At 70.1% G+C, this 24,886-nt stretch carries 18 protein-coding genes and 5 pseudogenes; 13 read left to right on the top strand and 10 right to left on the bottom strand.

What is annotated here, in order from left to right:
- Both ACZ3KP_RS39550 and ACZ3KP_RS39545 read left to right on the top strand, forming a co-directional pair.
- A complete protein-coding gene (locus ACZ3KP_RS39550) occupies positions 1-1,683 on the top strand; it encodes an MDR family MFS transporter (protein WP_467505826.1) in 1,683 nt (560 codons plus the stop codon).
- Between the two features lie 366 nt (positions 1,684-2,049).
- Positions 2,050-3,279 carry a LuxR C-terminal-related transcriptional regulator gene (locus tag ACZ3KP_RS39545; protein WP_467505824.1) on the top strand — a complete coding sequence of 410 codons (1,230 nt, stop codon included), beginning with the start codon at positions 2,050-2,052 and terminating at the stop codon, positions 3,277-3,279.
- 165 nt (positions 3,280-3,444) lie between these two features.
- Here the strand turns inward: ACZ3KP_RS39545 and ACZ3KP_RS39540 are convergent, their stop codons facing one another.
- Positions 3,445-3,924, bottom strand: coding sequence for a hypothetical protein (locus tag ACZ3KP_RS39540; RefSeq protein ID WP_467505822.1), 480 nt, complete (start codon positions 3,922-3,924; stop codon positions 3,445-3,447).
- A 151-nt stretch (positions 3,925-4,075) separates the two neighbouring features.
- Between ACZ3KP_RS39540 and ACZ3KP_RS39535 the strand changes: the two genes are divergently transcribed.
- A complete protein-coding gene (locus ACZ3KP_RS39535; RefSeq protein WP_467505820.1) occupies positions 4,076-4,552 on the top strand; it encodes a hypothetical protein in 477 nt (158 codons plus the stop codon).
- A gap of 52 nt (positions 4,553-4,604) precedes the next feature.
- On the opposite strand, the gene ACZ3KP_RS39530 is transcribed toward ACZ3KP_RS39535, so the two are convergent.
- From ACZ3KP_RS39530 to ACZ3KP_RS39520, 3 genes are read right to left on the bottom strand one after another with little or no spacing between them, the layout of a single operon-like run.
- Complete coding sequence (locus ACZ3KP_RS39530) at positions 4,605-5,132, bottom strand: hypothetical protein (RefSeq protein WP_467505818.1); 528 nt, start codon at positions 5,130-5,132, stop codon at positions 4,605-4,607.
- The gene (locus ACZ3KP_RS39525; protein WP_467505816.1) at positions 5,129-6,592 is read right to left on the bottom strand and encodes a sensor histidine kinase; all 1,464 of its coding nucleotides are present in this window, start codon (positions 6,590-6,592) and stop codon (positions 5,129-5,131) included. Before ACZ3KP_RS39525 ends, ACZ3KP_RS39530 begins: the two co-directional genes overlap by 4 nt.
- A 56-nt stretch (positions 6,593-6,648) precedes the next feature.
- Positions 6,649-7,344, bottom strand: a complete 696-nt coding sequence (locus tag ACZ3KP_RS39520) for a response regulator (RefSeq protein ID WP_467505814.1) — start codon at positions 7,342-7,344, stop codon at positions 6,649-6,651.
- 254 nt (positions 7,345-7,598) lie between these two features.
- Between ACZ3KP_RS39520 and ACZ3KP_RS39515 the strand changes: the two genes are divergently transcribed.
- The 4 genes from ACZ3KP_RS39515 (at position 7,599) to ACZ3KP_RS39500 (ending at position 13,471) form a co-directional block, all read left to right on the top strand.
- Entirely contained in the window at positions 7,599-8,420 is an 822-nt protein-coding gene (locus tag ACZ3KP_RS39515; protein WP_467505812.1) for a DUF3152 domain-containing protein, read from the top strand.
- Positions 8,421-8,541: 121 nt separating this feature from the next.
- The gene (locus ACZ3KP_RS39510; protein WP_467505811.1) at positions 8,542-10,935 is read left to right on the top strand and encodes a hypothetical protein; all 2,394 of its coding nucleotides are present in this window, start codon (positions 8,542-8,544) and stop codon (positions 10,933-10,935) included.
- Positions 10,932-12,275, top strand: coding sequence for a S53 family peptidase (locus ACZ3KP_RS39505; protein WP_467505810.1), 1,344 nt, complete (start codon positions 10,932-10,934; stop codon positions 12,273-12,275). The genes ACZ3KP_RS39510 and ACZ3KP_RS39505 overlap by 4 nt, the downstream gene beginning before the upstream one ends.
- A 362-nt stretch (positions 12,276-12,637) precedes the next feature.
- Positions 12,638-13,471: a PIG-L family deacetylase gene (locus tag ACZ3KP_RS39500; RefSeq protein ID WP_467505809.1), complete on the top strand. Its 834-nt coding sequence runs from the start codon at positions 12,638-12,640 to the stop codon at positions 13,469-13,471.
- Positions 13,472-13,513: 42 nt separating this feature from the next.
- Here ACZ3KP_RS39500 and ACZ3KP_RS39495 read toward each other — a convergent pair whose 3' ends face one another.
- Positions 13,514-13,747: a hypothetical protein gene (locus ACZ3KP_RS39495; protein ID WP_467505807.1), complete on the bottom strand. Its 234-nt coding sequence runs from the start codon at positions 13,745-13,747 to the stop codon at positions 13,514-13,516.
- Entirely contained in the window at positions 13,744-14,379 is a 636-nt protein-coding gene (locus ACZ3KP_RS39490; protein ID WP_467505806.1) for a nucleotide-binding protein, read from the bottom strand. The genes ACZ3KP_RS39495 and ACZ3KP_RS39490 overlap by 4 nt, the downstream gene beginning before the upstream one ends.
- 137 nt (positions 14,380-14,516) lie before the next feature.
- Between ACZ3KP_RS39490 and ACZ3KP_RS39485 the strand changes: the two are divergent.
- Positions 14,517-14,935: pseudogene (locus ACZ3KP_RS39485) on the top strand (lamin tail domain-containing protein); the annotation flags it as partial.
- A gap of 3 nt (positions 14,936-14,938) precedes the next feature.
- Here ACZ3KP_RS39485 and ACZ3KP_RS39480 read toward each other — a convergent pair.
- From ACZ3KP_RS39480 to ACZ3KP_RS39470, 3 genes and pseudogenes are all read right to left on the bottom strand, one after another.
- Positions 14,939-15,164 (bottom strand): annotated as a pseudogene (locus tag ACZ3KP_RS39480) (transposase); the annotation flags it as partial.
- Positions 15,164-15,280: pseudogene (locus ACZ3KP_RS39475) on the bottom strand (IS5/IS1182 family transposase); the annotation flags it as partial. The pseudogenes ACZ3KP_RS39480 and ACZ3KP_RS39475, both read right to left, overlap by 1 nt.
- A gap of 217 nt (positions 15,281-15,497) precedes the next feature.
- Complete coding sequence (locus tag ACZ3KP_RS39470) at positions 15,498-16,382, bottom strand: YceI family protein (RefSeq protein ID WP_467505804.1); 885 nt, start codon at positions 16,380-16,382, stop codon at positions 15,498-15,500.
- 650 nt (positions 16,383-17,032) lie between these two features.
- Between ACZ3KP_RS39470 and ACZ3KP_RS39465 the strand changes: the two genes are divergently transcribed.
- The 5 genes and pseudogenes from ACZ3KP_RS39465 to ACZ3KP_RS39445 all read left to right on the top strand — a co-directional run bounded on the left by ACZ3KP_RS39465 (position 17,033) and on the right by ACZ3KP_RS39445 (position 23,897).
- Positions 17,033-17,920 carry a hypothetical protein gene (locus ACZ3KP_RS39465; RefSeq protein WP_467505802.1) on the top strand — a complete coding sequence of 296 codons (888 nt, stop codon included), beginning with the start codon at positions 17,033-17,035 and terminating at the stop codon, positions 17,918-17,920.
- 359 nt (positions 17,921-18,279) lie between these two features.
- Positions 18,280-18,678, top strand: a pseudogene (locus ACZ3KP_RS39460) (Ku protein); the annotation flags it as partial.
- Between the two features lie 1,054 nt (positions 18,679-19,732).
- Entirely contained in the window at positions 19,733-21,706 is a 1,974-nt protein-coding gene (locus ACZ3KP_RS39455) for a WD40 repeat domain-containing protein (RefSeq protein WP_467505800.1), read from the top strand.
- A gap of 647 nt (positions 21,707-22,353) precedes the next feature.
- Positions 22,354-22,827, top strand: coding sequence for a carboxymuconolactone decarboxylase family protein (locus ACZ3KP_RS39450; protein ID WP_467505799.1), 474 nt, complete (start codon positions 22,354-22,356; stop codon positions 22,825-22,827).
- Positions 22,828-22,973: 146 nt separating this feature from the next.
- Positions 22,974-23,897 carry an RNA polymerase sigma-70 factor gene (locus ACZ3KP_RS39445; RefSeq protein WP_467505798.1) on the top strand — a complete coding sequence of 308 codons (924 nt, stop codon included), beginning with the start codon at positions 22,974-22,976 and terminating at the stop codon, positions 23,895-23,897.
- 38 nt (positions 23,898-23,935) lie between these two features.
- On the opposite strand, the pseudogene ACZ3KP_RS39440 reads toward ACZ3KP_RS39445, so the two are convergent.
- Positions 23,936-24,698, bottom strand: a pseudogene (locus ACZ3KP_RS39440) (transposase).
- Between the last annotated feature and the right edge of the window lie 188 nt (positions 24,699-24,886).

Below are 24,886 nucleotides of genomic sequence, written 5' to 3'. Positions count from 1 at the left end.
GTGGCGCCCGGCCCCCGGCGACCCGCGGGCGACGCCGACCTCACCCACCGGCAGATCCTCGCCGTGCTCTGCGGCCTGCTGATGGGCGTCGCGCTGAGCGCCCTGGACCAGACGGTCGTCGCCACCTCCATCCGAACCATCGCCGACCACTTCCACAACTTCTCGCAGCTGGCCTGGGTAACCACCGCCTACCTGGCGACCTCGACGATCGTCACCCCGCTGTTCGGCAAGCTGTCCGACCTGTACGGCCGCCGGCCCTGCTACATAGCCGCCGTCACCGTGTTCGCGGCCGGCTCGCTCGCCTGCACCTTCGCGACGTCGCTGGAGCAGCTGGCCGTCTTCCGGGGCGTCCAGGGCATCGGCGCCGGCGGCCTGGTCTCGCTGGCCTTCACGATCCTCGGCGACATCGTGGCGCCCCGGCGGCGCGCCCGCTACCAGGGTTACTTCCTGGCCGTCTTCACCGGCGCGAACCTGCTCGGCCCGCTGGTCGGAGGACTGCTGGCCGGCACGCCGAGCATCCTGGGCATCTCCGGCTGGCGCTGGGTCTTCCTGATGAACGTGCCGCTGAGTGTGGCGACCCTGGCCGTCGTCGTCCGGGTCCTCACCTTCGACAGGTCCCGCCCGGCCGGCGTACGGGTCGACTGGCTCGGCGGGCTGCTGCTCGTCGCGGGCATCACGCCGCTGCTGATCGTCGCGGAGCTTGGCCGCGCCTGGGGCTGGGGCTCGACCGCCTCGATCGTCTGCTTCGCCGCCTGCGCGGTCAGCACCCTGGCCTATGTGTGGTCCGGGAAGCTGGCCGGCGAGAAGGCGTTCATGCCGCTGCGCATCTTCGCGAACCGATCGTTCGTCAAGGGCACGCTCGTCGCGTTCGTCGTCGGCACGGTCATGGTCGGCGTCATCAGCATCATTCCCCAGTTCTTCCAGGTCTCGGCGGGCATGGGCCCGACGGAGGCCGGGCTGCGGTTGCTGCCGACGATGCTGGGGGCGATCGCGGGCGCCCTGTGCTCGGCCCGGCTCATCGTGCGGACCGGCCGCTATCGCGCTCAGGCCGTCGTCGGCGGGGTGCTCACGTCGGCGAGTCTGGCGGGTCTGTACTTTCTCACCGGCGCTGCGGAGCGCTGGCCGTTCGAGGTCGTGGCGCTGCTGCTGGGCTTCGGGGTGGGCATGTTCAACCAGCCGCTCACCCTGGCGCTGCAGAACGTCCTTCCGGCCCGGGACATGGGCGTCTCGACCGGGGCGGTGACGTTCTTCCGGCAGCTCGGCGGCACCCTCGGGCTGGCGTTCTTCCTCACGCTGTTCTTCGCCTGCACGCCGGCGGCCATCGAGCAGCGAGTGGACGTGGCCACCGGCGACCCGGCGTTCCGGGCCGCGGTGGTCCAGGCCGCCACGACGTCCGATCCGGACGTACGCGCCGTCACGACCGCCCTCAGGGCGGGGGACACCGCTGCGGCGACGCACGTCGTGGTACACGACAGCGAGGTGCTCTCGGCGTTGCCGACGGTCGTGGCCCGCCCGTTCGAGCAGGCGTTCGCCGATGCGATGGGCGTGGTCTTCCTGGCCGCCGCGGGGGTGGCCCTCGTCGGGCTGCTGCTGCTCCTCAGCTGGCCGGCGGTCCCGCTGCGCCATGAGTCCGGGCTGCAGGAAACGGCACGGCGGAGCGCCGGGACGAGCCCGCCGGAATAGCAGCCCGATACTTCCCAAGCGGTTCTTCCGAGCGTCGGTAAAGAACGGACGATGATTTACCCGCATGTAACCCATCCGTTTCGCGGAAGTGCCGGACGGCGGATTACCGACAGTCTGTCAGCCGACCCGTTTGTGAAGATCACATGACTGAAGGAGATGGAGTCAAGTTACTCATGCCGATCGATCCCGCTGCGCGAAGCATTGAGATGTACCTGGTTCGGGGGCCCGGGTGAATGGCCGCATTGGTAGACGCGTGCCTTTGTCCAGACAGACAGCGAAGGGTCGATCGAGCATATGATGGCAAGTCAGTGCCGGGTGCAGACGCAGCTTCTGGGCACTCCCTCCGACGAATTCACGCAATTGATTGTGGCCGGCGACATTCGCGATTGCGGGCTCGCGCTCTCGGTGTCCGCCTGGCTCGCCGGCGAGGTGCGGCAGGGGATCGACCTGGCCGCGGATGCGGCGCAGGACGTGTGCCACGGGCACTGCTCGCCGCTCGCCGCTTTATGGCACGCGCTGCTGCTCGTCCGGGTGCGTGATCTGCGCGGGGGAGCCCGCGTCCTGGCCGACGCCCAGGGACACCCGGGTGCCGACGACGAGCTGACCGCCGCCCGCTTGGTCTGCCGGGCCGAGCTCGCGCTCGGGTCGGGCGACACCGGGGAGGCGGTCGCCCAGGCGACCGTCGGCGTCCGGCTGGCCGAGCGCGCCGGCGTCCATGCGTTCTTACCCAATCTGCACGCTGTGCTGGCCCTCGGCGCCGTCCGGCAGTCCGACCTGGGTACGGCGCTGGGATATGCGCGTCTGTTGGGTGACGACGCCCTGGTCAGGCGCACGGCCTACGCCCCCGGGCAGAGCGCCTGGGCCGCCGCTCAGGTCTTCGAGGCGGCCACCGGCCCGGCGAGCGTCGCCCATCTCGTGGAGCGCCTGATCGTCGACGACCGGCTCAACCGGGAGCTGCTGGTCGCCCAGCCCGCGGCGGCGGCCTGGCTCGTCCGGGTCGCCCGCGCCGTCGGGGAGGAGAAGCTGGCGTTGCGCTGCGCGGAACGGGCGGACCTGATCGCGCGGTCGTCCTGGGGATTCCGCGCCGTGCACGCGGCCGCCTTGCACGCCGGAGGACTGCTCGAGAGGAACCCCGACAAGTTGCGCGCCGCCGCCGCCCTGCACCTCGACCGCTGGGCGTCCGCATCGGCCAGCGAGGATCAGGCGGAGGTCTTGTCCGAGCAGCGCGCGGGTCGCGACACGGCGGTCGCGCAACTGCGGCAGGCGGCCATTCTCTACGGTGAGACCGGAGCGGTGCGCGACCTCGCGCGGGTCACCAGCAGGCTGAGGGATCTCGGGGTGCGCTCCGGACGCGCGATGCGGCCGATGCGGCGCAACGGCCACCGGGTCGGTTCCCTGACGGACACTGAGTTCTCCGTCGCCAACCTGGTCAGCCAGGGACTGACGAACGACCAGGTGGGCCAGAGGCTCTATATCTCCGGGCACACCGTGGCGTTCCACCTCAAGAAGATCTTCCGCAAGCTGGAGATGTCGTCCCGTGTGGAGCTGGCCGGCTCGTGGAGCGACCTGACGGTGGATCAGCAGGACGTCGGCTGAGCGGTGGCGCGCGGGCCGCCCCGGACCGCGCCTTCCATGAACCTGCAGAGTTCCACGCTGAAGGACGACGAGACGCATGTCTGCTGCGTGTAGGCAGCAAGCAACGGATTGAGGTCGCATTCTCACCGAAGCCAAGAATTCGACAGACGTCTCTGAGCAGCGGCCTCACTGCGTCACAAGTCGGAGCCGCCCCTGCGCGACCACGACCGTATCGTCAGCGGTCGACTCGCTCCTCGGACACTCGCTATGGCGATACGCGGATGAGGGCCTCGACCTGACGGTCGCGGCCCTACCTGTGTGTTCGTAACTGATTGTGATCCCGAGTGCTTCGTAGAGCGGGCTCTTCTTCTCTGTGTCGACGGCCTGCACGCGTTGTGCGATGCGTGCTGCCTCCTTGTCCGTCTGTGCTGCGTTGATCCATTGAGTGACGACGGCGGGGGCGGCGCCGGCTTCGAGGGCGGCCTTGCAGCGGGCGCGACGCCGCTCGCACTTCTTGACCGTTGTGCGGCCCTGAGCCTGCTGCGGCGTGAGCGTCTCGGCCACGTTCGCTGCCGCGCCGGCTTGGGCGAGGGCGGTGAGGGTGGCGGTGAGCCGGTCGGGGGCGAAGGCCTTCGCGATCCACCGGTCCAGAGCCCGGCAGACCACGTCCTCCCGGAGGTAGACGGGCCGGGGTGATCCATGCCGGGATGGAAGGACTGTTCCTGTTCCTTGAACTCGCAGCGGTAGTAGACGGTGTTGCGGATCGTCGCGGGTTGTACCTTGTGCCCGCACGTCTCGCATCGCACCCGTCCGCCCAGTGCGCGCGCACTTCTGCATCGGAGCCAGCCTGGCCCGCACGGAACTGCGCATCATGTTCGCCACCCTGGCCGGCCGTCTGCCCGGTCTGCGACTCGCCAAGGACGTCGACGAACTCAAGGTGCGCACCACCCTCACCGGTGGCGTCAGCGAGCTTCCCGTGACCTGGTGGAGGCTGCGCATGCAGTGCCGGCCGGGAGCGGTCTCGGCCGGCCCCGTGTTGACGACTGCTCGCCGAAGCGACTGCGCTGTCCGCGTGCCTCGCCGCCGCAGGAGTGGCGACGACGACCAACCCGGGGGCATGGCCCTGATCGACCTGCGCAGCCATCAGGTCCTGCGCGAGGTGCCCTTCCAGCAGTGGTCGACCGTCGGCCACGTGGTCACGCGAAGCCCCTCGAGCCGGCCGCCGACGGCGGCACGATCACGATGTGGGCCGCCCCGGGCGCCGGCGACGAAGGCAACGGCACCGAGATCGTGACGTACCGGGCGGCCGTGCACCCGGTCGGCTGGCGTACTGGAGCCCGGGTGGGCTACTGCCCCGGGGTCCCGGTGGGCGAGGCGACGGGCCGGTCGGCTGCGAGCGTGGGGCAGCCGCGGCTGGTGCCTTGCATGCGCCGGCCGCCCGGTCCTGTCACCACCACGGTCACCCCTGTCGCCACCGCGTCCGGGTCGTCGGTCATGCGTGCCGCGGCGGCCGTACAGATCAGTTGCCGGACGGCGATCGGCGGCAGCGACTCCGTGCCCGCGGACAGCTGGACCGACACCTCGGCGCCGTTCGTGCTGATCGCCGGAGCGGGGACCCGGCTGAGCGCTGTCGTCAGGCCGCGCAGCCGGTCCTGCATGTCCGGGCCGGTGAGCAGGGTTTCCACGGCCGCGCGTACGTCGGCCGGGTCGGTGGCCTCACGGCCCACGGGGACCAGGCGGTCGTCGGTGATGAAGTAGAGCAGCGCCGTGGACCGTACACCGGTGGCCGGGTCGCCGGACTCGATCACGCCGGTGGCGGGGATTCCGCAGCCGGACAACAGCACGGCAGCGGCGAGCAGCATCAACCGTCTCATGACCGGCCCTCCTCTGCGGGCTCCGGCAGCGGGAGTTCGACGGTGAGGAGGGCTCCGCCACCGGGGTGGTTGGCCGCGCGGACGGTGCCACCGTGGAGGTGCACGTTCTCCGCGGTGATCGCGAGGCCCAGGCCGCTGCCCTCCGTTCGGGTGCGGGCGGTGTCGGACTTGTAGAAGCGGTCGAAGATATGCGGCAGGACGCTCTCGGGGACACCGGGCCCGCTGTCCAGCACCTCGATCACCGCCCACTGCTGCGCACCGCCCGGTGCGGGCCGCTGGTGTCCGGACAGGGAGAGCTGTACCGGAGGCGCCCCGTGGCGCAGGGCGTTCCCGATCAGGTTGGCGACGATCACATCGAGGCGACGGGGGTCGACCCGGCCCCGCAGCGCCCCGGGCGGCGGCAGCAGCGTGGCGACGGAATCCTGCCAGGCCCTGGACGAGAGGGTGCGCTGGAGCGACTCCGCGAGGTCGATCTCGTCCAGGTGCAGGGCGGCGGCGCCGGCGTCGAAGCGGGAGATCTCCATGAGGTCCTCCACCAGCCGTGCCAGATGGGCGGTTTCCTCGCTGATCAGCCGGACGGCGGAGGCGGTGTCCGGGTCGAGCCCGGCGGCGTCCTCGTCGAGGATGTCGGTGACGACCGACATGGCCGCGAGCGGAGTGCGCAGTTCGTGGGAGACGTCCGCGGCGAAGCGACGGGCCTTCGCCTCCATGCGGCGCAGTTCGGCGATGGATTCCTCCAGGGCGGCGGCGGTCTCGTTGAAGGTGTGGGAGAGGTCGGCCAGTTCGTCCGAGCCGTGGACGGCCAGGCGGGTGTCGAGCCGGCCCTCGGCGATGTGCCGGGTGGCGCGGCGCAGCTCCCGTACGGGCCTCAGCACCCCTCGGGCAGCGAGCAGGGCGAGCAGCACGGCCAGCGCCACCGCGGGTACGGTGGCCCGCCCCATGGAAGTGACCAGGGCCTGGACGGCGGAGGTTTCCCCTGTCTGAGGTACCGTCAGAAAGACCGTGAACCTGGACGCCCTGCGGTCGTCGTGCGCCGAGGCGAACATGACCGGCATGCCGACGACCAGGGCGGCGCGGCCGCCGGTCGTCACCCGCTGGAAGACGGTCGGCGTATGGGCGGTCGCCGCCGTACGCAGGGCGGGCGTCAGCTCGTCGAACGGGTCCTCGGGCACCGATGTGGCACTCATGCCTCGATAGGTGACCAGCACCCGCCACTTCCCTGAAGGGTCGCCCTGGGCGACCTGGGTCGCGAACGACTCCAGGTCCTGTCGGCCGGGCGGGAGGACCAGGCCGGGCGCGAGGGCGTCGACCCGGTCGCGCAGCAGGCGGATGACGGTGTCCTGGCTCTGCTGGAGGATGCCGGTGCGGGCCTGCCGGAACGTCAGGGCCCCCGTGGACAGGGCGGCGACGACGGCCACCAGCCCGAAGGCCACCACCAGTCTGACGCGCAGGCCGCCCACCAGCGGAAGGCGCTGTCGCCGGCGGGGCAGCGGCGTGCGAGGGGACGACGGCGCCGTCACCGGGGGTCGTGGAACCGGTAGCCGAAGCCCCGGACGGTCTCGATGTAGCGCGGGTGCCGCGGCGGCTCGCCCATCTTGGTCCGCAGCCGTTTGACGCAGGCGTCCACCAACCGGGCGTCGCCGTGGTAGCTGTGCTCCCAGACGGCCTCCAGGAGCTGCTGGCGGCTGAACACCCGGCCGGGGGAGGCGGACAGGGTCAGCAGCAGCCGTAGTTCGGACGGGGCCAGCGGGACCGCGGTGCCTCGGCAGGTGACGGTGAGCCCCGCGCGGTCGATGCGGAGCTCGCCGTACGTCTCGACCACCGGGACGGCGCCGTCGGGGGACGGCGCTTGCTCGACGCGGCGCAGCACGGCCCGGATCCTCGCCTCCAGGACCCGGGCCTGAACGGGTTTGACCACATAGTCGTCCGCTCCGGTCTCGAGTCCGACCACGATGTCCACGTCGTCGCCCCTGGCGGTCACGATGATGATCGGCACCTGGCTGTCCGCGCGGATCCGGCGGCACACCTCCAGCCCGCTCATCCCGGGCAGCATCAGATCCAGTACCACGACATCCGGCCGGAACGACCGAAGCCGGTCCAGCCCCTCCTCCCCGGTCGCCGCCGCAGCGACGTCCTGCCCCTGACGGCGCAGGGCCAGCCGGGCGCCTTCGCGGACAGCGGGGTCGTCTTCGACGAGGAGGACACGAGCCATGCGCTCAGTATCGGTGGCGGTCACCGGTCACCCGCGCCACTGTTACACGATGATCACATAGCCGAGGCTGTTGCGGTTCGGTCATATTCCGGGCCGCGTTCGATCACATAGCCGGGCCAGTCTGAACGGCCGTGACCACACAGCCGCCCACGTCCGAAAACAGCCCAGCCCTGCGTCCGGCAGCCCACGCCGCGTCCCGACGCCGGTCCCGGTCCCATGCCCGGCGGCGCCGGCGACATACCCACCGCAACGGCGTGCTGGGGCTGAGCGCCGTTGCCGCGTTCCTGGTGTGCACCGGCATCGCGATGCACACCAGCGCCTCCTCCGGTGCCGGCGCCCCGTACACGGCCGCCACCAGGCCGACGCCTGCCGTCACACCGGCGCACGCCGCCTCACACCCCGCGGCGCCCTCCCCATCGACGCACCCGCCGTCGCCCGCCGTATCGTCCTCCGTCCCGCCCTCCGCGTCGTCCTCCTCGTCGACGTCCACATCGTCGTCGACGTGGTTCCCCGAGCGCGGCAACGGTGACTTCACCCGGGCCGCCGGCGGCACCAAGGTCTTCGGCAACGGCAAGCTGCTGCGTTACGCGGTCGACGTCGAGGGCGGGCTGCGCCAGGACCCCGGGAAGTTCGCCCGACAGGTCGACACCGTGCTCGACGACACCACTCGCGGTTGGGCGGCGGGCGGTGCGTGGTCCTTCCAGCGCGTCGCCAGTGGCCCGGTGGACTTCACCGTCCATCTCGCCTCACCCGGCACCACGGACACCCTGTGCGCCAAGTACGGCCTGGACACCGGGGGTTGGGTCAACTGCAGCGGCGGTGACGACGTGGTCATCAACGTCAAACGCTGGCTGCTGCTCACCCAGTACTACAGAGACGAACCCGACCTGTACCACGCGCTGGCCGTCAACCATGAAGTCGGCCACCGGCTGGGCCACAACCACGTCGGCTGCCCCGGCCCCGGCAAGCCCGCGCCGGTGATGATGCAGCAGATCAAGGGCCTGCACGGCTGTGTGATCAACGGCTGGCCCTACGACGCCCACGGTCAGCTCATCACCGGGCCGGCCGCCTCCTGACCCACTGCTCGGGGCCCGGCGCCCGAGTGGTTCCCGCACCGGCCGTCCCGGCCGCCGGCTGCCCGGCACGGCCGTGCTCGCACCGTCCCACGCCGGACGTCACCCACCCAAGGAGCCATGAGTGAGATCGACCCTGTTGTCCCGCAGGCTGTCCCGCAAGTTGTCCCGAAGGATGTCCGCCACCTCCCGGGAAGCCGCTGCCCGCCGGTCCCGCGGCCCCCTCGTCACCGGGGCCCTGGCCCTGGGGGTCGTGGTGACCGCGACGGCCACGCTGGGCGCTCCGGCGCTCGCCGCCCAGGAAGCCCTTGCCCTGCCGGGCACGGCAGCCGCAACAGCATCCGTCACCCGGAACGTCACGCTGGTGACGGGTGATCAGGTCATGGTCACCACGACCGCGGCCGGGCAGTCGCGCGTCCTCGCCGTACGCCCGGCCTCGCACGCCGCCGGCAGCGGTGCGTTCCTGTCGTTCCAGGACGCTTCGGGTGACCGCTATGTGATCCCGGCTGTGGCCCAGCCGTACGTCGGCAGGCAGCTGGACCTCTCCCTGTTCGACGTGACCGCACTGGCCAGGGCCGCGTCGACGACCGACCGCGTCCCGGTGACCGTGTCCTTCGCCAAGGGCGCGAAGCCGAGCACCCCCGCCGGGCTGACCCTGACGTCCACCAGCGGCTCGACCGCACACGGCGCCTCCGCCCGCGGGTACACCACGGCCGCGTCCGGCAGGAAGCTGGCGCGGCTGCTGAAGCGGCGGATCGCCGCCGACGTCCGCGCCGGCCACAAGCCGGGCAGCACCCCGCTGTTCGCGGAAGTGACCTCCGTCGGCCGGAGCGGCGCGACCACCACCAACACAACCACCACGGGTACGCCCGCCGAGAGCGGCGCAGCGGCCAAGTACAAGCTCAACATCCTCCAGATCACGGCGGGGGACCGGTCCGGCGCCGGAGTCAACGGTCAGGTCCTGGTGACGGACACCGACAACGCCGCCATGATGACCGCGGTCCTTCCGGTGGACGACGGCATCGAGAAGGTGGCCGTGCCGACCGGTCACTACAGCCTGGCCGCCCCGGTGGTGGACTTCGACACCTCGGGCAATGTCACCGCGCAGTCCCTGGTCACCCTGACCGACCTCGACGTGACCGGCGCGACCACCGCGGACCTGGACGCCCGCACGGCCACCGCGCAGGTCGCCGCCGCCACGCCACGCCCGGCCACCGCCGACTACGTCGCCGCCACCTGGGGCCGTACCGACGCCGCCGACGGCTCGGTCGACGCGGCCCCCACCGCCTCGGCGGTCTCCACCGACGCCACCCCCGTCTACGTCAATCCCCAGCCGGCCGCCACGACCGGCAAGGTCGCCTACTTCGCCCAGTGGTCGGGCCACGGCACGGACACCGCCGACCCCTACCGCTACGACCTCACCGGGCACCTCTCCGACCGGGTGGCGGCCGACCAGCGGATCACGGTCACCGGGAAGCAGCTCGCCACCGTCCGGGAACGCTACGTCCGCGACCCGGCGGCCTCCCCGGACGGCATCATCACCAGCGGCGAACTCGGCCCCGGACTCCCGGCCGCCTTCTCCGCGGCCGTGGCACAGACCATGCCCGCCCGCGTCACCGACTACCTGAGCAGCAACAACGGTGGCGTCTGGATCCAGCAGTCCTTCCCCGGCACGAGCCTCGCCTTCAACTCGGGCAACCGCACCTTCACTCCGGGCCGCACCTACACCCAGGACTGGGCCCGCGGTCCGATCGGCCTGGGCCTTGGCCAGTACACGAGCGGCCCGTTCGGCGGCTCGGACTGCGCCGCCTGCCTCGCGGACGGCAACCTGCTGGTCTTCCTCAGCGCGACCGACAGCGAGCCGGACCACAACGGTGACATCAGCGTCTACGACGAGCGGCCGCACGCCTTCCACGCCCAGCTGTACCGCGACGGCACACTCCTGGACGACAGACCCGGCAACACGGCCGTCTACGTCGACGGCCAGACGGCGTCCGACGCCCGCTACCGGATGGTCGCCGACCAGGACTTCACCGGCGACACCACCCTCAGCCAGTCCACCACCGCCCACACCGAGCTGACCTTCGGCCTGCCTTCGCCCGGTGACACCGACTCCCTCCTGCCGACCCCGTTCACCTGCGAAGGGCAGTCGCCGACCACGCCCTGCCAGGTCCTGCCGCTGCTCTCCGCGCGCTTCCACCTGGCCGCGGACGACGAGAACACCAGTCACCGGACCGCCCAGAGCATGGGTCTGAACATCGGTCACGTGACCGTCGGCGGGGCCGGTTCACGGTCGGCGATCACCTCCGCCGCGGTGCAGGTCTCCTTCGACGGCGGCCAGACCTGGCAGAACACCGTCCTGCACGGTTCCAAGGGCCACTACCGGGCCCGCTGGACCAACCCGGACTCCGCACGCGGCACCAGTCCGGCGATCCGAGTCACCGCCGCCGACGCGGACGGCAACGCACTCACCGAGACCGTCACGCACGCCTACACCGTCGCCGCCACCACGTCATGATCGCACCCGCCCCCGATCAGGAGAACCAGGAGAACGATCCCCGGATGACCACCCGCCCGATACGCACCACCCGCCTGATGCGGACCACCCGCCTGATGCGGACCACCCGGGCCGCCGTGACCGCCCTGCTCGTGGCCCTCGCGTTGCCCGCCGTCGGCACCGCCCAGGCGGCCGGCGGCACCACGGCGCAGCCGCATGTCGAACGCGCCTGCGGCACCGCCCCCGCCGGGCAGGCCCGGTGCTTCGCCCTCGTACGCACCGACGTCCACGGCGGCCTGGGAGTTCGCGGACCGGCCGGGTCCGCCAAGGTCCGCGCCGGTGTGAGCACCGCTGCGACGGACCTCCCGGAGGGCTACGGCCCGGCGGACCTGCGCTCGGCCTACCGCCTGCCGTCGACCGGCGGCGAGGGCCAGACCATCGCCCTGGTCGACGCGTACGACGATCCGACCGCCGAGGCCGACCTCGCGGTCTACCGCACGACCTACGGACTGCCCCCGTGCACCACGGACAACGGCTGCTTCCGCAAGGTCAACCAGCGCGGCGCCGCCGCCCCCCTGCCGCAGTCCGGCGCCGCCAGCGGCTGGGCCACCGAAACGGCGCTCGACCTGGAGATGGCCTCCGCCGCCTGCCCCCAGTGCCACATCCTGCTGGTCGAGGCCGACGAACCCCTGATGGCGGATCTGGCCGCCGCGGTGGACACCTCCGTGGCCCTGGGCGCCACCGAGGTGTCCAACAGCTACGGCGGTGCCGAAGCGCACGGCACGACCGCTTTCGCCAAGGACTACAGCCACCCCGGCGTGGCGGTGGTCGCCTCTTCCGGTGACTCCGGCTACACCTTCCCGACCTTCCCGGCCGCATACTCCAGCGTCACCGCGGTGGGCGGCACCTCGCTCACCCGTGCCGACAACGACCGCGGCTGGCAGGAGTCCGCCTGGGCAGGGTCGGGCAGCGGCTGCTCGGCCTGGGTCGACAAGCCGTCCTGGCAGCAGGACACCGACTGCCCCGGTCGCACGATCGCGGACGTGTCCGCCGTCGCCGACCCCGACACCGGCCTCGCCGTCTACGTCACCTCCGTGCCCTGGGGCAGCGGTGGGTGGACGGTCGTGGGGGGCACCAGTGCCTCGGCGCCGTTCTTGGCCGGTGTCATCGCACTCGCCGGTGACCCCGCCGCCTTCCCCGACGCCTCGCGCCTGTACTCAGCCGGTGCGGCGAGCCTCAACGACGTGGCGGCCGGCTCCAACGGCACCTGCGACGGCGACTACCTCTGCACAGCGGTTCCGGGCTACGACGCCCCCACTGGCAACGGCACCCCGAACGGACTGTCGGCGTTCCAACGGTGAGAGCCGCAGATCACCGAATGCAGAAAGTGCTGGCCGGGATCGCTCCCGACCAGCACTTTCGTTGGTGAGGGGCGCGCGGCGTAGCGCGCCTCCGCGGTGTCGTCCTGAGCCGGCACCGCGTCGGTACAAGGGATCGTCGCTGCGGGCACCAGCGCGAGCAGCCGGCGGCTCACCGAGCAATAGTGCCGGTGTTCCCGTGTGCGGCGGGAACAGCAGGTGCGGCCGGCTCTGTTGCACCGGCCGAGGGACCGGCGTCGCGCGGGCGGGACGCGGTGCCCCCGATGATCTGCTGTCAAGGGGCGCCCGCTCATGTACCGGCCGCGGACTCGGACCGAGGCCTTATCACGCAGGAGGACTGATTCATGAACGACCGGCCCTTGACGCTCATGGCGGTACACGCCCACCCGGACGACGAGGCCACCGGAACGGGAGGCGTCCTCGCGCGGTACGCCGCGGAGGGCATTCGCACGGTCCTCGTGACGTGTACCGACGGCGGTTGCGGTGACGGGCCCGGGGGCGTCAAGCCGGGCGATCCGGGGCACGATCCGGCCGCCGTCGCCTTGATGCGGCGTCAAGAACTCGAGGCGAGCTGCGACATCCTGAAGATCAGTCATGTGGAGACGCTGGACTACGCCGACTCCGGAATGATGGGCTGGCCGACCAACGACGCCCCCGGCTCCTTCTGGCAGACACCCGTGGAGGAGGGCGCTGCCCGACTCGCGGAACTCCTGCGGCGCTATCGACCCGATGTGGTCATCACCTACGACGAAAACGGCTTCTACGGCCACCCCGACCACATCCAGGCCAACCGCATCACGATGGCGGCACTGAAGATGACCGCGCCGACACCGAAGGTGTACTGGACGACGGCACCACGCTCGATGATGCGACGGTTCGGGGAGACCATGCGCGAGTTCGGTGCGGACGTACCGGAGCCGGACCCCGCTGAGGCCGCCGCCATCGCGGAGATCGGACTCCCCGACGAGGAAATCACCGCCTGGGTGGACACCACCGCGTTCGGCGGCCAGAAGTTCGATGCGCTGGCCGCGCACGCCAGCCAGGGCGAGAACATCTTCTTCCTCAAGATGGGCCGGGAGAGGTTCACCGAGCTGATGGGCGTCGAGACCTTCGTACGTGTCCAGGACACCACCGGCGCGGCCACGCCCGAGAACGACCTCTTCGCCGGCCTGCGCTGATCGTCCGCCCACCGGGAGCCCGAGAAGGCTTGTACGACTGCGTCACCCGGCTCCCGAGGCACTTCTCAGGGGTCGCAGGGCGGCGGCGCCGGCCCGCATCATCGCGGAGACCGGTGCCTCTGCCCATTGCACGAGGTCACGCGGCAGGCCGGTGTCGAACTCGATGGTCACCCGCACGTATCGGGAGTGCAGCCGAGTGACTTTGACGGGACGCGGCAGACCGGCGTCCGGTCCGCGCTGCAATGCGGCCCGGTAGGTGTCCTTGCGCTGATTCATGTCTTGTCCTGTCGCTTGATGACTTCATCTGCGAGGTCCATGTACGCCGACCTCTTGGCCACCACCGGACTTCCGAATGACTGGGCGTACAGGTCGAGCCGCGGAATGTGGGTGGACAGCACGTCGAAGCCCCGCTCGGTGAGAGCTTCGCGGGCGTCGGCGTCGGGACCGGTCCGCGTGGCGTCGGCCCGGTTCGTTCGGTTCAGCAGGACGGCGGCGCGGGCCGGCCGGACGCGCAAGGACTGTACGTCGCCCATCTCGCCACCGATGGGCGCCATGCGATCCAGCTCGATGGGAGCCGGAGTCACCGGCACGATCCATTCGCTTGCGTATCTCATGATGCTGCGGGTGATGTGTGCGTGGTCCTCCATCTGCGGAGCGTCGAACACGACGGCCTGCCGGTCGCCCAGGAAGTCGTTCACGCGCCGGTGCACGTCGCCCACCGGCAGAGCGACCACTGGAAACGGGAAGCCACCTGCCAATTCGCTCCAGCGCAGCGCGGAGGAAGCGGGGTCGCTGTCGACCAGCAACGGTGGGATGCCCGACGCGTGAAGTGCGTGGGCCAGCCAGACCGCGCTGGTCGTCTTTCCCACCCCGGGCTTCAGGTTCACAAAGGCGTAACTCAGCGTCACACGGGTCAACGTAAGGTCGCGAGCGGCTGTCGACCCCCGACCCGGGGCGCACAGTGCCGTCGTTCACCCTGTGGAACCGGTGAATCATTCGTATGGTCCTGTGCTGCCCGCCTGCGTACGCGCGGCGGTGCAGCGGCATGGAGGAAAGCCGACGCAGCGAGGACCCCGACCGTCAGGTCGAGGCCCTCGTCACCGTGTCGTCGGCGGTTGTGTCCGAGAGGCGTGCCGACCGCTCCAACCGCTCCCTGAACAAGGAAGGGGTGGACGTCACCAACACCTCCCGCCGGGCGGTGAACCTGGGCGACTGGACGCTGTCCGACGAGGCCGGCCCCACCTACGCCTTCCGCCACGTCCACCTGGAGGGCCGTTCCACGGTCTGTGTCCACACACCGGCATCGGCCGCGACAGCGCCACCGACGTCTACCAGGACCGCCGCGCCTACGTGTGGAACGACGACGCCGACACTGCCACCCTGCGCAATGACCGTGGCCGCCTGGTCGACGAGGTCACCTGGGGGCACCACCGCGGAGAGCACCGCAGCGGCGGCGACATGCGGCGCTTCCAGGTCGGCGCAGATCCGCCAGACCTCGCTCTTGGAGATCCCGCTGTCCGCGCCAAGGGCCTTGACCTCCATGACGACGGCGAACAGGGCCTGGTCAATGCGGCGGCGGGCGCTCCAGCAGGCTGGGGAAGAAGCTGCCCGAGCGCAGCTTGTGCATGCCCAGGTCCAGGTCGCCGGCCTGCGTGGTCAGTGTCTTGTCCCGGTGCCCGTTGCGCAGAGCGGTGCAGGCCGGTGCGGCGGAAGCTTGCGGCGACGGTCACCCTCGCGGGTGGCGATGAGCATGGTCAGCCACTCGACCAGCGAGTGCGGGAGGTCGAGTACGGCAGGATGGGGAACCAACAGGACCCCTGTACGGATGAGTTGGGACTTCGAACGCCTCCTTCAACAGCACGGGAGCCCTGTGCGTTGCGGCCCACCCATCCGTCACCCGATCGATGGCCACTCTGAAAGAGCTCATTGTGTTCGCACCTGTTGTCGGCGCCCGGCCCGGAACGCAGGAGAGCCGCGTACGGGACCGGTCGGGTCCGTACACGGCTCTGCGGAGTTCGCCTCTGAGTTACTTGAATTCCAGCTCGGTGCCCTTGGGGACGACCTGGATGTCCAGGTCAACCTTGATGTTCGAGCCGACCACGGCGATGTTGCGCGCCAGCATGGTCTGCCAGTTGATGTCGTAGTCCTCGCGGTGCAGTTCGGTCGTGGCGTGGATGGCGGCGCGGGTCTCGCCCTCCATGCCCACCCGCACGCCGTTGTACTGCGCGGCGAGGGTCACCGTGCGGGTCACCCCGTGGAGGGTGAGACCGCCTGTGATCGCCCAGTTCTGGCCGCCGCGGTGCACGAAGCGGTCGCTGTAGAACTCCAGGGTCGGGAAGTTCTCCACATCGAGGAAGTCCCCGGACCGCAGGTGGTTGTCACGCATCTTGACGTTGGTGTCGATCGATGCCGCGTCGATGACGACGTGCATCGCGGTGTGCTCCATGCTGCTGCCGACCCTGATGGCCCCGGCAAAGTTGCCGAAGCCGCCGTAAACGCGGCCGAGACCGATGTGGCGGGCGGTGAAGCCTATTCGGGTGTGCGCGGCCTCGATCTCCCACTCGCCCGGTTCGGGCAGGGGCAGCGTGGGCGCGGCATGCAGGGTGAGGTCACCGAGCGCAACGGGCGCACCCCCCTCTCGCACGGACGCGTGTCCCAGGTACGCGGTGAAGCCGTCCGCCGAGACCGACATGCGGTACTCGCCGACGGGGACCACGACGACGCCCCAGCCGTACGGGTCCGTCTCCCCTGCGACGACCTTGCGTCCCTGGCTGTCGTTCAGCGTGTACTGCGCCTGCACCAGGGGCTCACCGACCGGGTCGATGACGCGGAAGCTGAGGAGGCCCGCACTCTGCGGCACCGAGAGGCCGGCGAGCGCGCCCTTCTGGCTCGCGACTTTTCGTCTGCCCAACAAGTGCCTGATCAATTTTCGCGTGTCCCTGTACGAACGTTTCTACGAGCGGTGGCGCGCCCCGCTCCTGTCAAGGCTGCTGGAGGGAAAGGCAATCGGCCGACACCCTGCGCAGCCCGGCGCCAGCATAGACCGGTATGAGCAAGTAACTTCGCACAGGCAATCGAGTCCCCACCCGGTGCTTCAGCGGGGTCGGGGCTGCCCGCCCCCTGCGACCAGGGCCGACGCCCGGCTGCACGGGAACGCGCGGTCTCGTCGGCGCGCCTTTGCTCACACAATCTCCGGGCGATGTTCACTGAGCTCTTTCAGCGTGGCCGCTGTTTCCTGATGCTGTCTGTCAAGCCACAAGTGGCGGTGGAGGTGTGGGTTCGTGGCACCGTCCGTCGCGCAGGAGGGCCCCGTTCGGTCGACGGAGCAGGGGCGGGCGTGAGCCCCGAGCTGCGACTGGGCGTCACAGTTGGTCAGTCTGAGCGTCGTAGTGGACCGGCGCGGACACCCCCTCCAATTCGATGTGATTCAGGCCACATCGAGGATTTCAAGATTCTTTGCCGGTCTGGGGCCCTGCCGTCCCTGAGAAGGGAAGCTTCAACCGACGGCTGCAAAGGATGGGGACTGCGATGTGGAGTTACCCGCACTGTGAGGACTGGCCGTTGTTCCTCCGGGGCACCGCGCAGGGCATGGATGTGAGCAACCCGTATGGGCACGTCCTGGCAATCACGGGGGTGGCCAGGGACACCGACGGCCTGTACAGAGTGTCCGCGGACGGCGTCGGCATCGGCCCGGTCCGCGACGGGTCGCTCTCCGAATTCCTCAACAGCGAGGGGCCGTTCGCCTCCCTCCCCCGTCCTATCCCAACGCAGCTGACCAGGACCGTGTGCGAGCTCGATCCCGCGGGAGCCATCCGCGTGCCCGACACCGTGCGCGCTCTCGGTGCCCGCCAGGCAGCCCTGAAGGGCCAGGAGCACCGCGTCGCCGCATTCACACACGACGTACTGGGCCTGCGGCGAGGGCCGCAGTGGCAGGAAGCCGTGGCGACCGCGCTGCTCGGCGACTGGACCCGCAACCTGCGGACGGAGGGCGTGCTCGACGCCGATGCCTTGTCCCTGCTCAAGACTGAGGCCCGGCTGATCCACCGCCAACTGCGACCGTTGTGGGAGCGCCAGGCGTTCGGCATGCCGGTCGTACTGCTTGACACACCGCTCAGCTCTGACGGTATGACCCTGTACGACCTGGTGGCCTCGACCGCTCATCTCGCGAACCCGCAGAACGACTGGGAACCCGACGACAGCCGGCTGGCCAACGTGCTGCGCGCCCTGCTCCCTCTTGAACGTGCAGTCGCGCTCGCCTGGGCCCAGCCGCAGGTCTCTTCCTGGAAACAGGCCGCGAAACAGGTCATCCAGGACTTGGAAGCCGAGGACTGGGAGGCCGAGGACTGGGAGGCCGAGGATCCATGGGCCCTCGGCGAGCGGGTACGCCGCAAGCTCAAGCGGATCGGCGCTCTGCACACGGCTCGCGCGACTGCGGCAGCGGCCCGATGAGCGAGGTCCTGTATGCCGCGCTGGGCGACTTCCTCGGCGGCATTGCCGCAGCTGCGACCATCGCGGCCACCACCAAGGCCTTCCGAGCCATTCGCCTCCGAATGAAGCAGTAAGGCCCGAGCCATCGCGCCTCGTCCGGGACAGCCGCATCAGGAGCCAGCATGGGGATGAGGGAACCGGCCCGTTCGACACCGACCTCGCCGCAGACCGTCGATGGACTTGGGGGACTCACCCACCAGCAGGTCAAGGCAGCGCGTGCGAGCGTCGGACCTGGTGCCTGGACATTTTGCGGTGGCCGTGCCCGGCAGTGGGTAGGACCGTAGGCCGAGAGGGCTCGGGGCCTGGCACGGAGGTTCGCGATGCCCTGCAGTATCTGGTCCGGCGCGATCAGCTTCGGCCTGGTCACGGTGCCGGTTCACGTGGTCAGCGCGACCGAGGACCACGCGGTGTGCTTCCACCAGTACCACGTGGAGGACATGGCTCGGGTCCGGGTGCGCAAGTTCTGCGAGGCCGAGGACCGAGAGGCCCGTCCGGACGAGATCGGCAAGGGCTACGAGCTGACGAAGACGCAGGTCATCCCGATCGCCGACGAGGAGCTGCGCAACCTGCCGCTGCCGACGGCGAAGGCGCTGGAGATCCACGGGTTCGTGCCGTGGGAGTCCGTCGACGTCCTGCGTATCGGGGAGGGCTACCACCTGCAGCCGGACGGGCCCGTGGCGGCGAAGCCGTACGAGCTGCTGCGACAGGCGCTGGAGCGGTACCGGAATCGGCGTGACGGCCGGTCGGTACCGCAACAGTGGGCCGGAGGGGCATCCTGTCGCGCATGGGAAGGGAGCCGGAACACGTGTGTTCCTCCCCGTGGGCCCTCCAGCGGATTCTGCTGGGCACCCACAGCCTGTCGTCGACCTGATGAGCCAGAGGTCTGCCGAGCCGGCCGTCAAAGGCCAGGAGGCCCGTGCCGGGCACCGGGAAGTCCGGGGCGAAAGGCCGCGCAGGCCCTGTGATCACGGCCCGCACCTGCTGCACAACCGACTCCGAGCGCACCAGAAGGTCCAGGTCCTGGGCGCTTACCGTCACTTTGGTACCCCATCGCTTCAACAGCGCGGGAATGCCGTCCTTGATCAGACCCAGGAAAAGTGATCTGTCCGTGCCCAGACGCTGTTCTGCTTCTGCACGCAGATCGGGGTGAAACGCGGAGCGCGCGGCGAAGTCCTGGTTACCAGAGAGAGACCAGAGCATCTGGTTCCGGTCCTCGAAAGCGGCGAGCAGGGTCAGCCAGACCACGGTGTCCCGGATGCTGTGGGCTTCGGCCTTGCCGACGTCTCCGTCGACTGATGCGGTTCGGGCGGGGAGACGGCGTTCGGCCACTCGGTCCAAGGCCTCCTCCTCGGCGCCTTCGGGCGTCGGCAGGATCGTGAAGAACGCGTGGAGAGCCTCACGCCAGCGGCCGGCAGCGTCTTCCGATGAACGCCCTGTCAGCTGCTGGGCCTCGAAGTGGCGGTGCGCGAGGTGCTCGATCGCCACCGTCTGGGGCACCGCGAGGCTGTGCCCGTGCACGTGCCGTCGTGTGCAGCATCCTGAACACGCCCCCGTCAGGGAAGCCGGCCAGTTCAAGCTGGTCAGCCGCCAGGGGACCTCCGCCGCCGGGACGGGAAGCCTTGGTTCAGGCCAAGGGGCCGTCGATCGGATGACGAGCTGGTCGAAAGGCTGCCGACACCAAGCCGCTTCCTGATTGTCAGTGCCTCCTGCGAGACTCGTTCCGTGATTCCGAAGCTGCCCTTGCACAGCGCTCGTTGGCGTGATCTTGACGGTGTGAAGGTCGAGGAGGTGGAAGCACTCCTGGAGCAGTTGGCCTCTGCGGCTGCCACCGGGAGCGGCGACGCGTGGCAGCAGACCTGGACATACCTGGCCGGTGGCCTGATCGATGACGGAGTCGTCGCAGACGGGGCCTATGCGGCCCTGCCGCATCTCGTGGAGGCGGCAGCGGCCCTGCCCCCCGGACAGACCGTGGACTTCTGGGTGGACCTGGGATTCATCATGACTGCCGATCACAGGCCCCCCGTCCCGGCCGATTTGGAGGCGGGGTTCAGCGCCGCGCTGCGTCTGGCCGAGCGGGGGGCCACCCGAAGTCTCCTCGTCGCCGATACTCCCGCGCTGGTCTGCGCCCACCTCGTGCTCTCCTGCGTGGCCTCCGCCGGCCACCACATGGGCGAAGCGCTGGGGCGGCTCCTCGATCCTCGGGAAAGTGGCCTCCTGCTGGTGTGTCCCGGGTGCGGGAGCGACACCGAGATCGCCGAGTTCTTCGTGAACCCGGCGCGTCCGCCTTCCGAGGTTCCGGGGTTGCCTGATCCCGCACCTGCCCGACAGGGAGGACATCCCTGGGAGGAGGTCGCCGCGGCATTGCGGGAGGAAGCGCTGGGGAAGGTGTGGGAGCCCTTCGTGCGGGTGGCCCGCGAAGTCGCGGTGGCAGGGGTACCTCCCCAAACGCCGGGGCAGGCCGTCCTGTGCCTGGTCGCCGGTATGGTTGCGGTCAGGGGCACCCCACAACGGGCCGCAAGGGAACTGGCCCGCCAACTGATGTCGCTCACCGGATACTTCCGCTGTTGGGACTGCGAGCAGACATGGACTATCGCTGACGGCCTGGCGGACCACCCGGACGGTGCGCGCCCCCAGCACCGTTCGACGGAGGCGTGGACCGACTCCGACGGGGCGGCTGCGACAGTGGAGTCGGCGGCGGCCCGAAGAACGGGTGAAGCAGCGACTCGGTTCCGGCAGGGCGGGAACGTGGTGCTCGCGGCCGACGGCACACCCTGGGGCCGTATATCGGTGTTCTCCGATTCCGGGCCCGGTCCGTTCGGGGGTGTCAGCTCACTGGCGGTGTTGTCCCGCCCCGGTCGGCCGACGCTCGTGGCTGGCGCCGGGGAGGCGGGCGTGGTGCGCCTGTGGGACGTGGCCGACGGCCGGCTCGTCCATGACCCGCTGCCAGGACATCCTGACCATATCCGCTCGATGACGGCCCTGCCCCTGACCGACGGCCGCGTCCTTCTGGCGAGCGGAGGCGACACCGGGACGATCGGCCTGTGGGACCCTGCCACCGGGCAGCCGGTTCGTGAACCGGCCGGAAACTGGCCCGGCGGGGTGACCGGAATGTGTGCCGCGACCGTCTCCGACGGCCGCACCCTGCTCGTCACCGCCACCCCCCGAGGCGCGGTCCGGCTGTGGGATCCGGATACCGGTGAGTGCGTCGGCCGCCTCAACCCCTATGGCAGTCCGATCCAGTCGATCGCCGCCGTCCCGATCGCCGCCGGCCACACGCTGATCGCGGCCTCGGACACCGCCGGCCGCCTTCACGTGTGGGATCCAGCCGTCGACGACCCCTGGGAAAAGGGCGCGGCCGTGCAACTGAGCGCAGGTGCCCTCGCCGATGCCGACCACCGTGTGGCGGCTGTGGTGGCGGTGCCCACACCCGACCGAACGGTGCTGGCCACGGGAGACGACCGCGGCGTGGTCATGCTGTGGGACCCGGCCACCGGTGCCCCGATCGGCGACGGGCTGCCCGTCTCCACAGGCACCGCCGGCCTGCCGGTCATCACCGCCACCCTGCAGGGTGACCGCACGGTCCTGGTCACCGGCACCCGTCACGGTCACCGACTGCGTAGGTGGGAACCGGAGACCGGCGCGATGCAGCACATCGCCCTGGACGTGGCGCTCACCTGTCTGGCCACAGCGGGCTCGGAGCTGATCGTCGGACACGACTGCGGAGTCCTCAGCCTCCCGCTCACATGACAGTGAGCGGGTTCGGCCGCAACCCGTCCCCCATCGCGCGGAGCAACGGGACTGGGCAGCGAACGCGGCTGTGTTCATGCTGACAACTGGTGCCGTAGGCGGGACCGCAGTCACCCAGAGCTACTTTCCTCCGCTCGAAGTGGCCAAGGAACTCCTCCCACTCCGCGGCCTCCCCACCACGCTGCCAACGGGCCGATCCTTCTGTTGTCACCCCGGTACGGGAGATGCTGAGGGCGCCGGCCCGCCACCTCGGCCGCCGCGAGCACATGAGCGACATCGTCCAAGCCGTCGCCGGCCTGCTCTCCCATCAGCGGACCGCAGACCTGAGCCCGACACCGCAGACGTGAACGGCGAGCCCCACCGAGTTCCTCGACGCCTCACCGCTTGTCGTGCACGAACTCGTGAGCGATGTCCCGTAAGTAATCTCTATGTGCTCACCCCAGGCGCTACCCAAGGGCTCGTCTGCGCCGTTCGCGTGTCGGCGCGTGGGCCGTGGTCGGCTCTGGAAGCTCCGTGGAAGGCGAGTCCTTCGCCATTTGACGCGCGCCGACGGCGGGGTGACGCGGGTCACATTCGTCCATGTCACAGAGTGTCGGGCTACCTCGTCTCAGGGGGTGTATTCACTGACGACCGCAGAGGAGCACACCATGGACGCGCGACTGAACTACTTCGCCGGCCCGACCGCCGGCAAGGCCCTGAAGTACTTCATGTCGGCGGGCAAGGCGCTCAAGGACTCGCCGCTGCCGGCCGTGACGCAGGAGCTGGTGGCGCTGCGCGTGAGCCAGATCAACGGCTGCGCCGTCTGCATCGACATGCACACCAAGGAGGCCGCCGCTGCTGGCGAGACCTCGGTGCGGCTGCACCTGGTCGCGGCGTGGCGGGAGGCCACGGTGTTCACCGAGGCCGAGCGTGCTGCGCTGGAGCTGGCGGAGCAGGGGACCCGGGTCGCGGACGCGGCCGGCGGGGTCAGCGACGAGGTGTGGGCCCGGGCCGCCAAGCACTACGACGAGGAGCAGCTCACCGCCCTGGTGATGCTGGTGTCTTTCATGAACACGGTGAACCGGCTCAATATCGTCACCCAGCAGCCGGCCGGCGACTACGTGGTCGGGCAGTTCCACTGAGCGGCGGTACGTTCCGGGGCCCGGGACGGGCCCCAGACCCGGAAACGGGACGTTGCCCCGGTCCGCCGCTTGACCGAATGATCATCTGAAGATGCCCGCGTCGGCCAGTACGGCCGGGGCGAAGAGGACCTCAAAGAGGAGTGGGCGTGAGCAAGGTCGAGGAGTTCGAGGAGCTGCGGCCGCTGCTGTTCTCGATCGCCTACCGGATTGTGGGCAGCGTGGGCGAGGCCGAGGACGCGGTGCAGGAGACGTGGCTCCGCTTCGATGCCTCGACGACCCGGGTCGCGTCGCCCAAGGCGTTTCTGTCGGCCACGGTGACGCGGATTTCGATCGACGTGCTGCGCTCCGCACGGGTGCGGCGGGAGCAGTACGTCGGACCGTGGCTCCCCGAGCCGCTGCTCAGCGATCCGTACCAGGACCCGGAACGCTCGGCGGAGCTGGCCGACTCGGTCTCGATGGCGGCGCTATTGCTGTTGGAGCGGCTCAGCCCGCTGGAGCGGTCGGTGTTCGTGCTGCGGGAGGTGTTCGCCTTCGGCTTCGACGAGATCGCCGCGGCGGTGGGGCGGTCGGAGGCGGCGTGCCGGCAGCTGTTGGTTCGGGCGCGGCAGCACATGCGGGCCGGGCGGCCACGGTTTGAGGCGGACCGTCAGGAGCGTCAGGAGCTCGCGACGCGGTTCTTCGACGCGTTGAAGGGCGGCGACGTGGGCGGGCTGCAGAATCTGCTGGCCGCCGACGTGCAGCTGGTCGGGGACGGCGGTGGCAAGGCCCCGCAGCTGGCCAGGACCGTCGTGGGTGCCGAGAACGTGGCCCGACTGCTTGCCGCCGTCTACCCGCTGATGGCCCGGATCGACGTGACGTTCGAGCCGCACGAAGTCAACGGCCAGCCGGGCGCGGTCTTCCGCGACCGGGACGGCAAGGTCCTCCACATCCTGGCCCTCGACGTGCTCGACGGGCATGTCCAGACCATCCGCTCGGTCGTCAACCCCGACAAGCTGGGCCACCTGGGCCCGGTCGCCGATGCCTGGGCCATCGACCACGAGGTGAAACAGGCCCGTCGGCAGATGAACTGACCTCGACCGTGGTGAAGACTGGGTTGTTTACCAGCAGCTCACGTCAGCGGCAGGCAGGGTGGCCAGTTCGCCTGTCCGACGACGTTGAGGTTGTGCAGGCGGGCGATGCCACGCATCGCGTGGTGCACGCCGTCACCGCGGAGGCGGCAGTCACGCAAGATCTTCCAGGCCTTCATGCGGGCAAAGACGTGCTCGACGCGGGCCCGGACCTGTTTGTGGCTCTTGTTGTGCGCCTGCTTCCAGTCGGAGAGTTCCTCGTCCGCGCTGCGACGCCGGTGAGGGATGACGAGTCCCGTTCCGCGGTAGCCGCCGTCGGTGATCGTGACGGTTTTCCCGACAGCGCCCTTCGCACCGGACTCGGCCCGGGCTCGGCAGTCGTTGCGGTTGCCCGGAAGGGGCCGCCCGACCACGACCACCCGCCGGGTGTCGGCGTCGACGACCACCTGATGGTTCGTCGAGTACCGATAGTTCTTGGACTGCTCGGCCATGGAGTGATCGCGGGTCGGCACCAGGGTGCCGACCCGCGATCAGCACGGCGTCTTTGTGAAAGCGGCGCCGCTGCGTGAGGGCGAGCTTCGGTCCGAGGTGGTCGATGACCCGGTCCGCCGTCGACTTCGACACCCCGAACAACGGCGCGAGTTGCCTCAGCGTCAGATTGGTCCGCCAACAAGCGGCCACCAGCAGCACCCGGTCCTGAAGCGGGAGCTTCCAGGGGCGGCCCCAGCCTGGCGCGTCGGCGCCCTCGTGGCGCAGCTGAGTCAGCTCCGACGCCGTGATCACACCAGCCGCGGCCAAGACCATCCCACATCAAGATCGTGTGAGAGGTGGGGCAGGTCAAGATGCCACCCGATCGTGCACCAGACCCCGTGCTGGTTCGGGCTTGCCCGCGATATCACGCGGGCTTGCGTCCGGTCGGTTCCTGCCCTGTGGCCACCTATCGATGCGTATGGCCACCTACGCTGATGTCCCGTGCCACCGGATCTTGACCC

The organism is Streptomyces sp. NPDC020958 (genome assembly GCF_055562175.1).
The sequence above is the reverse complement of the archived record's forward strand: the minus strand, read 5'-3'. Positions and strand labels throughout refer to the sequence as shown.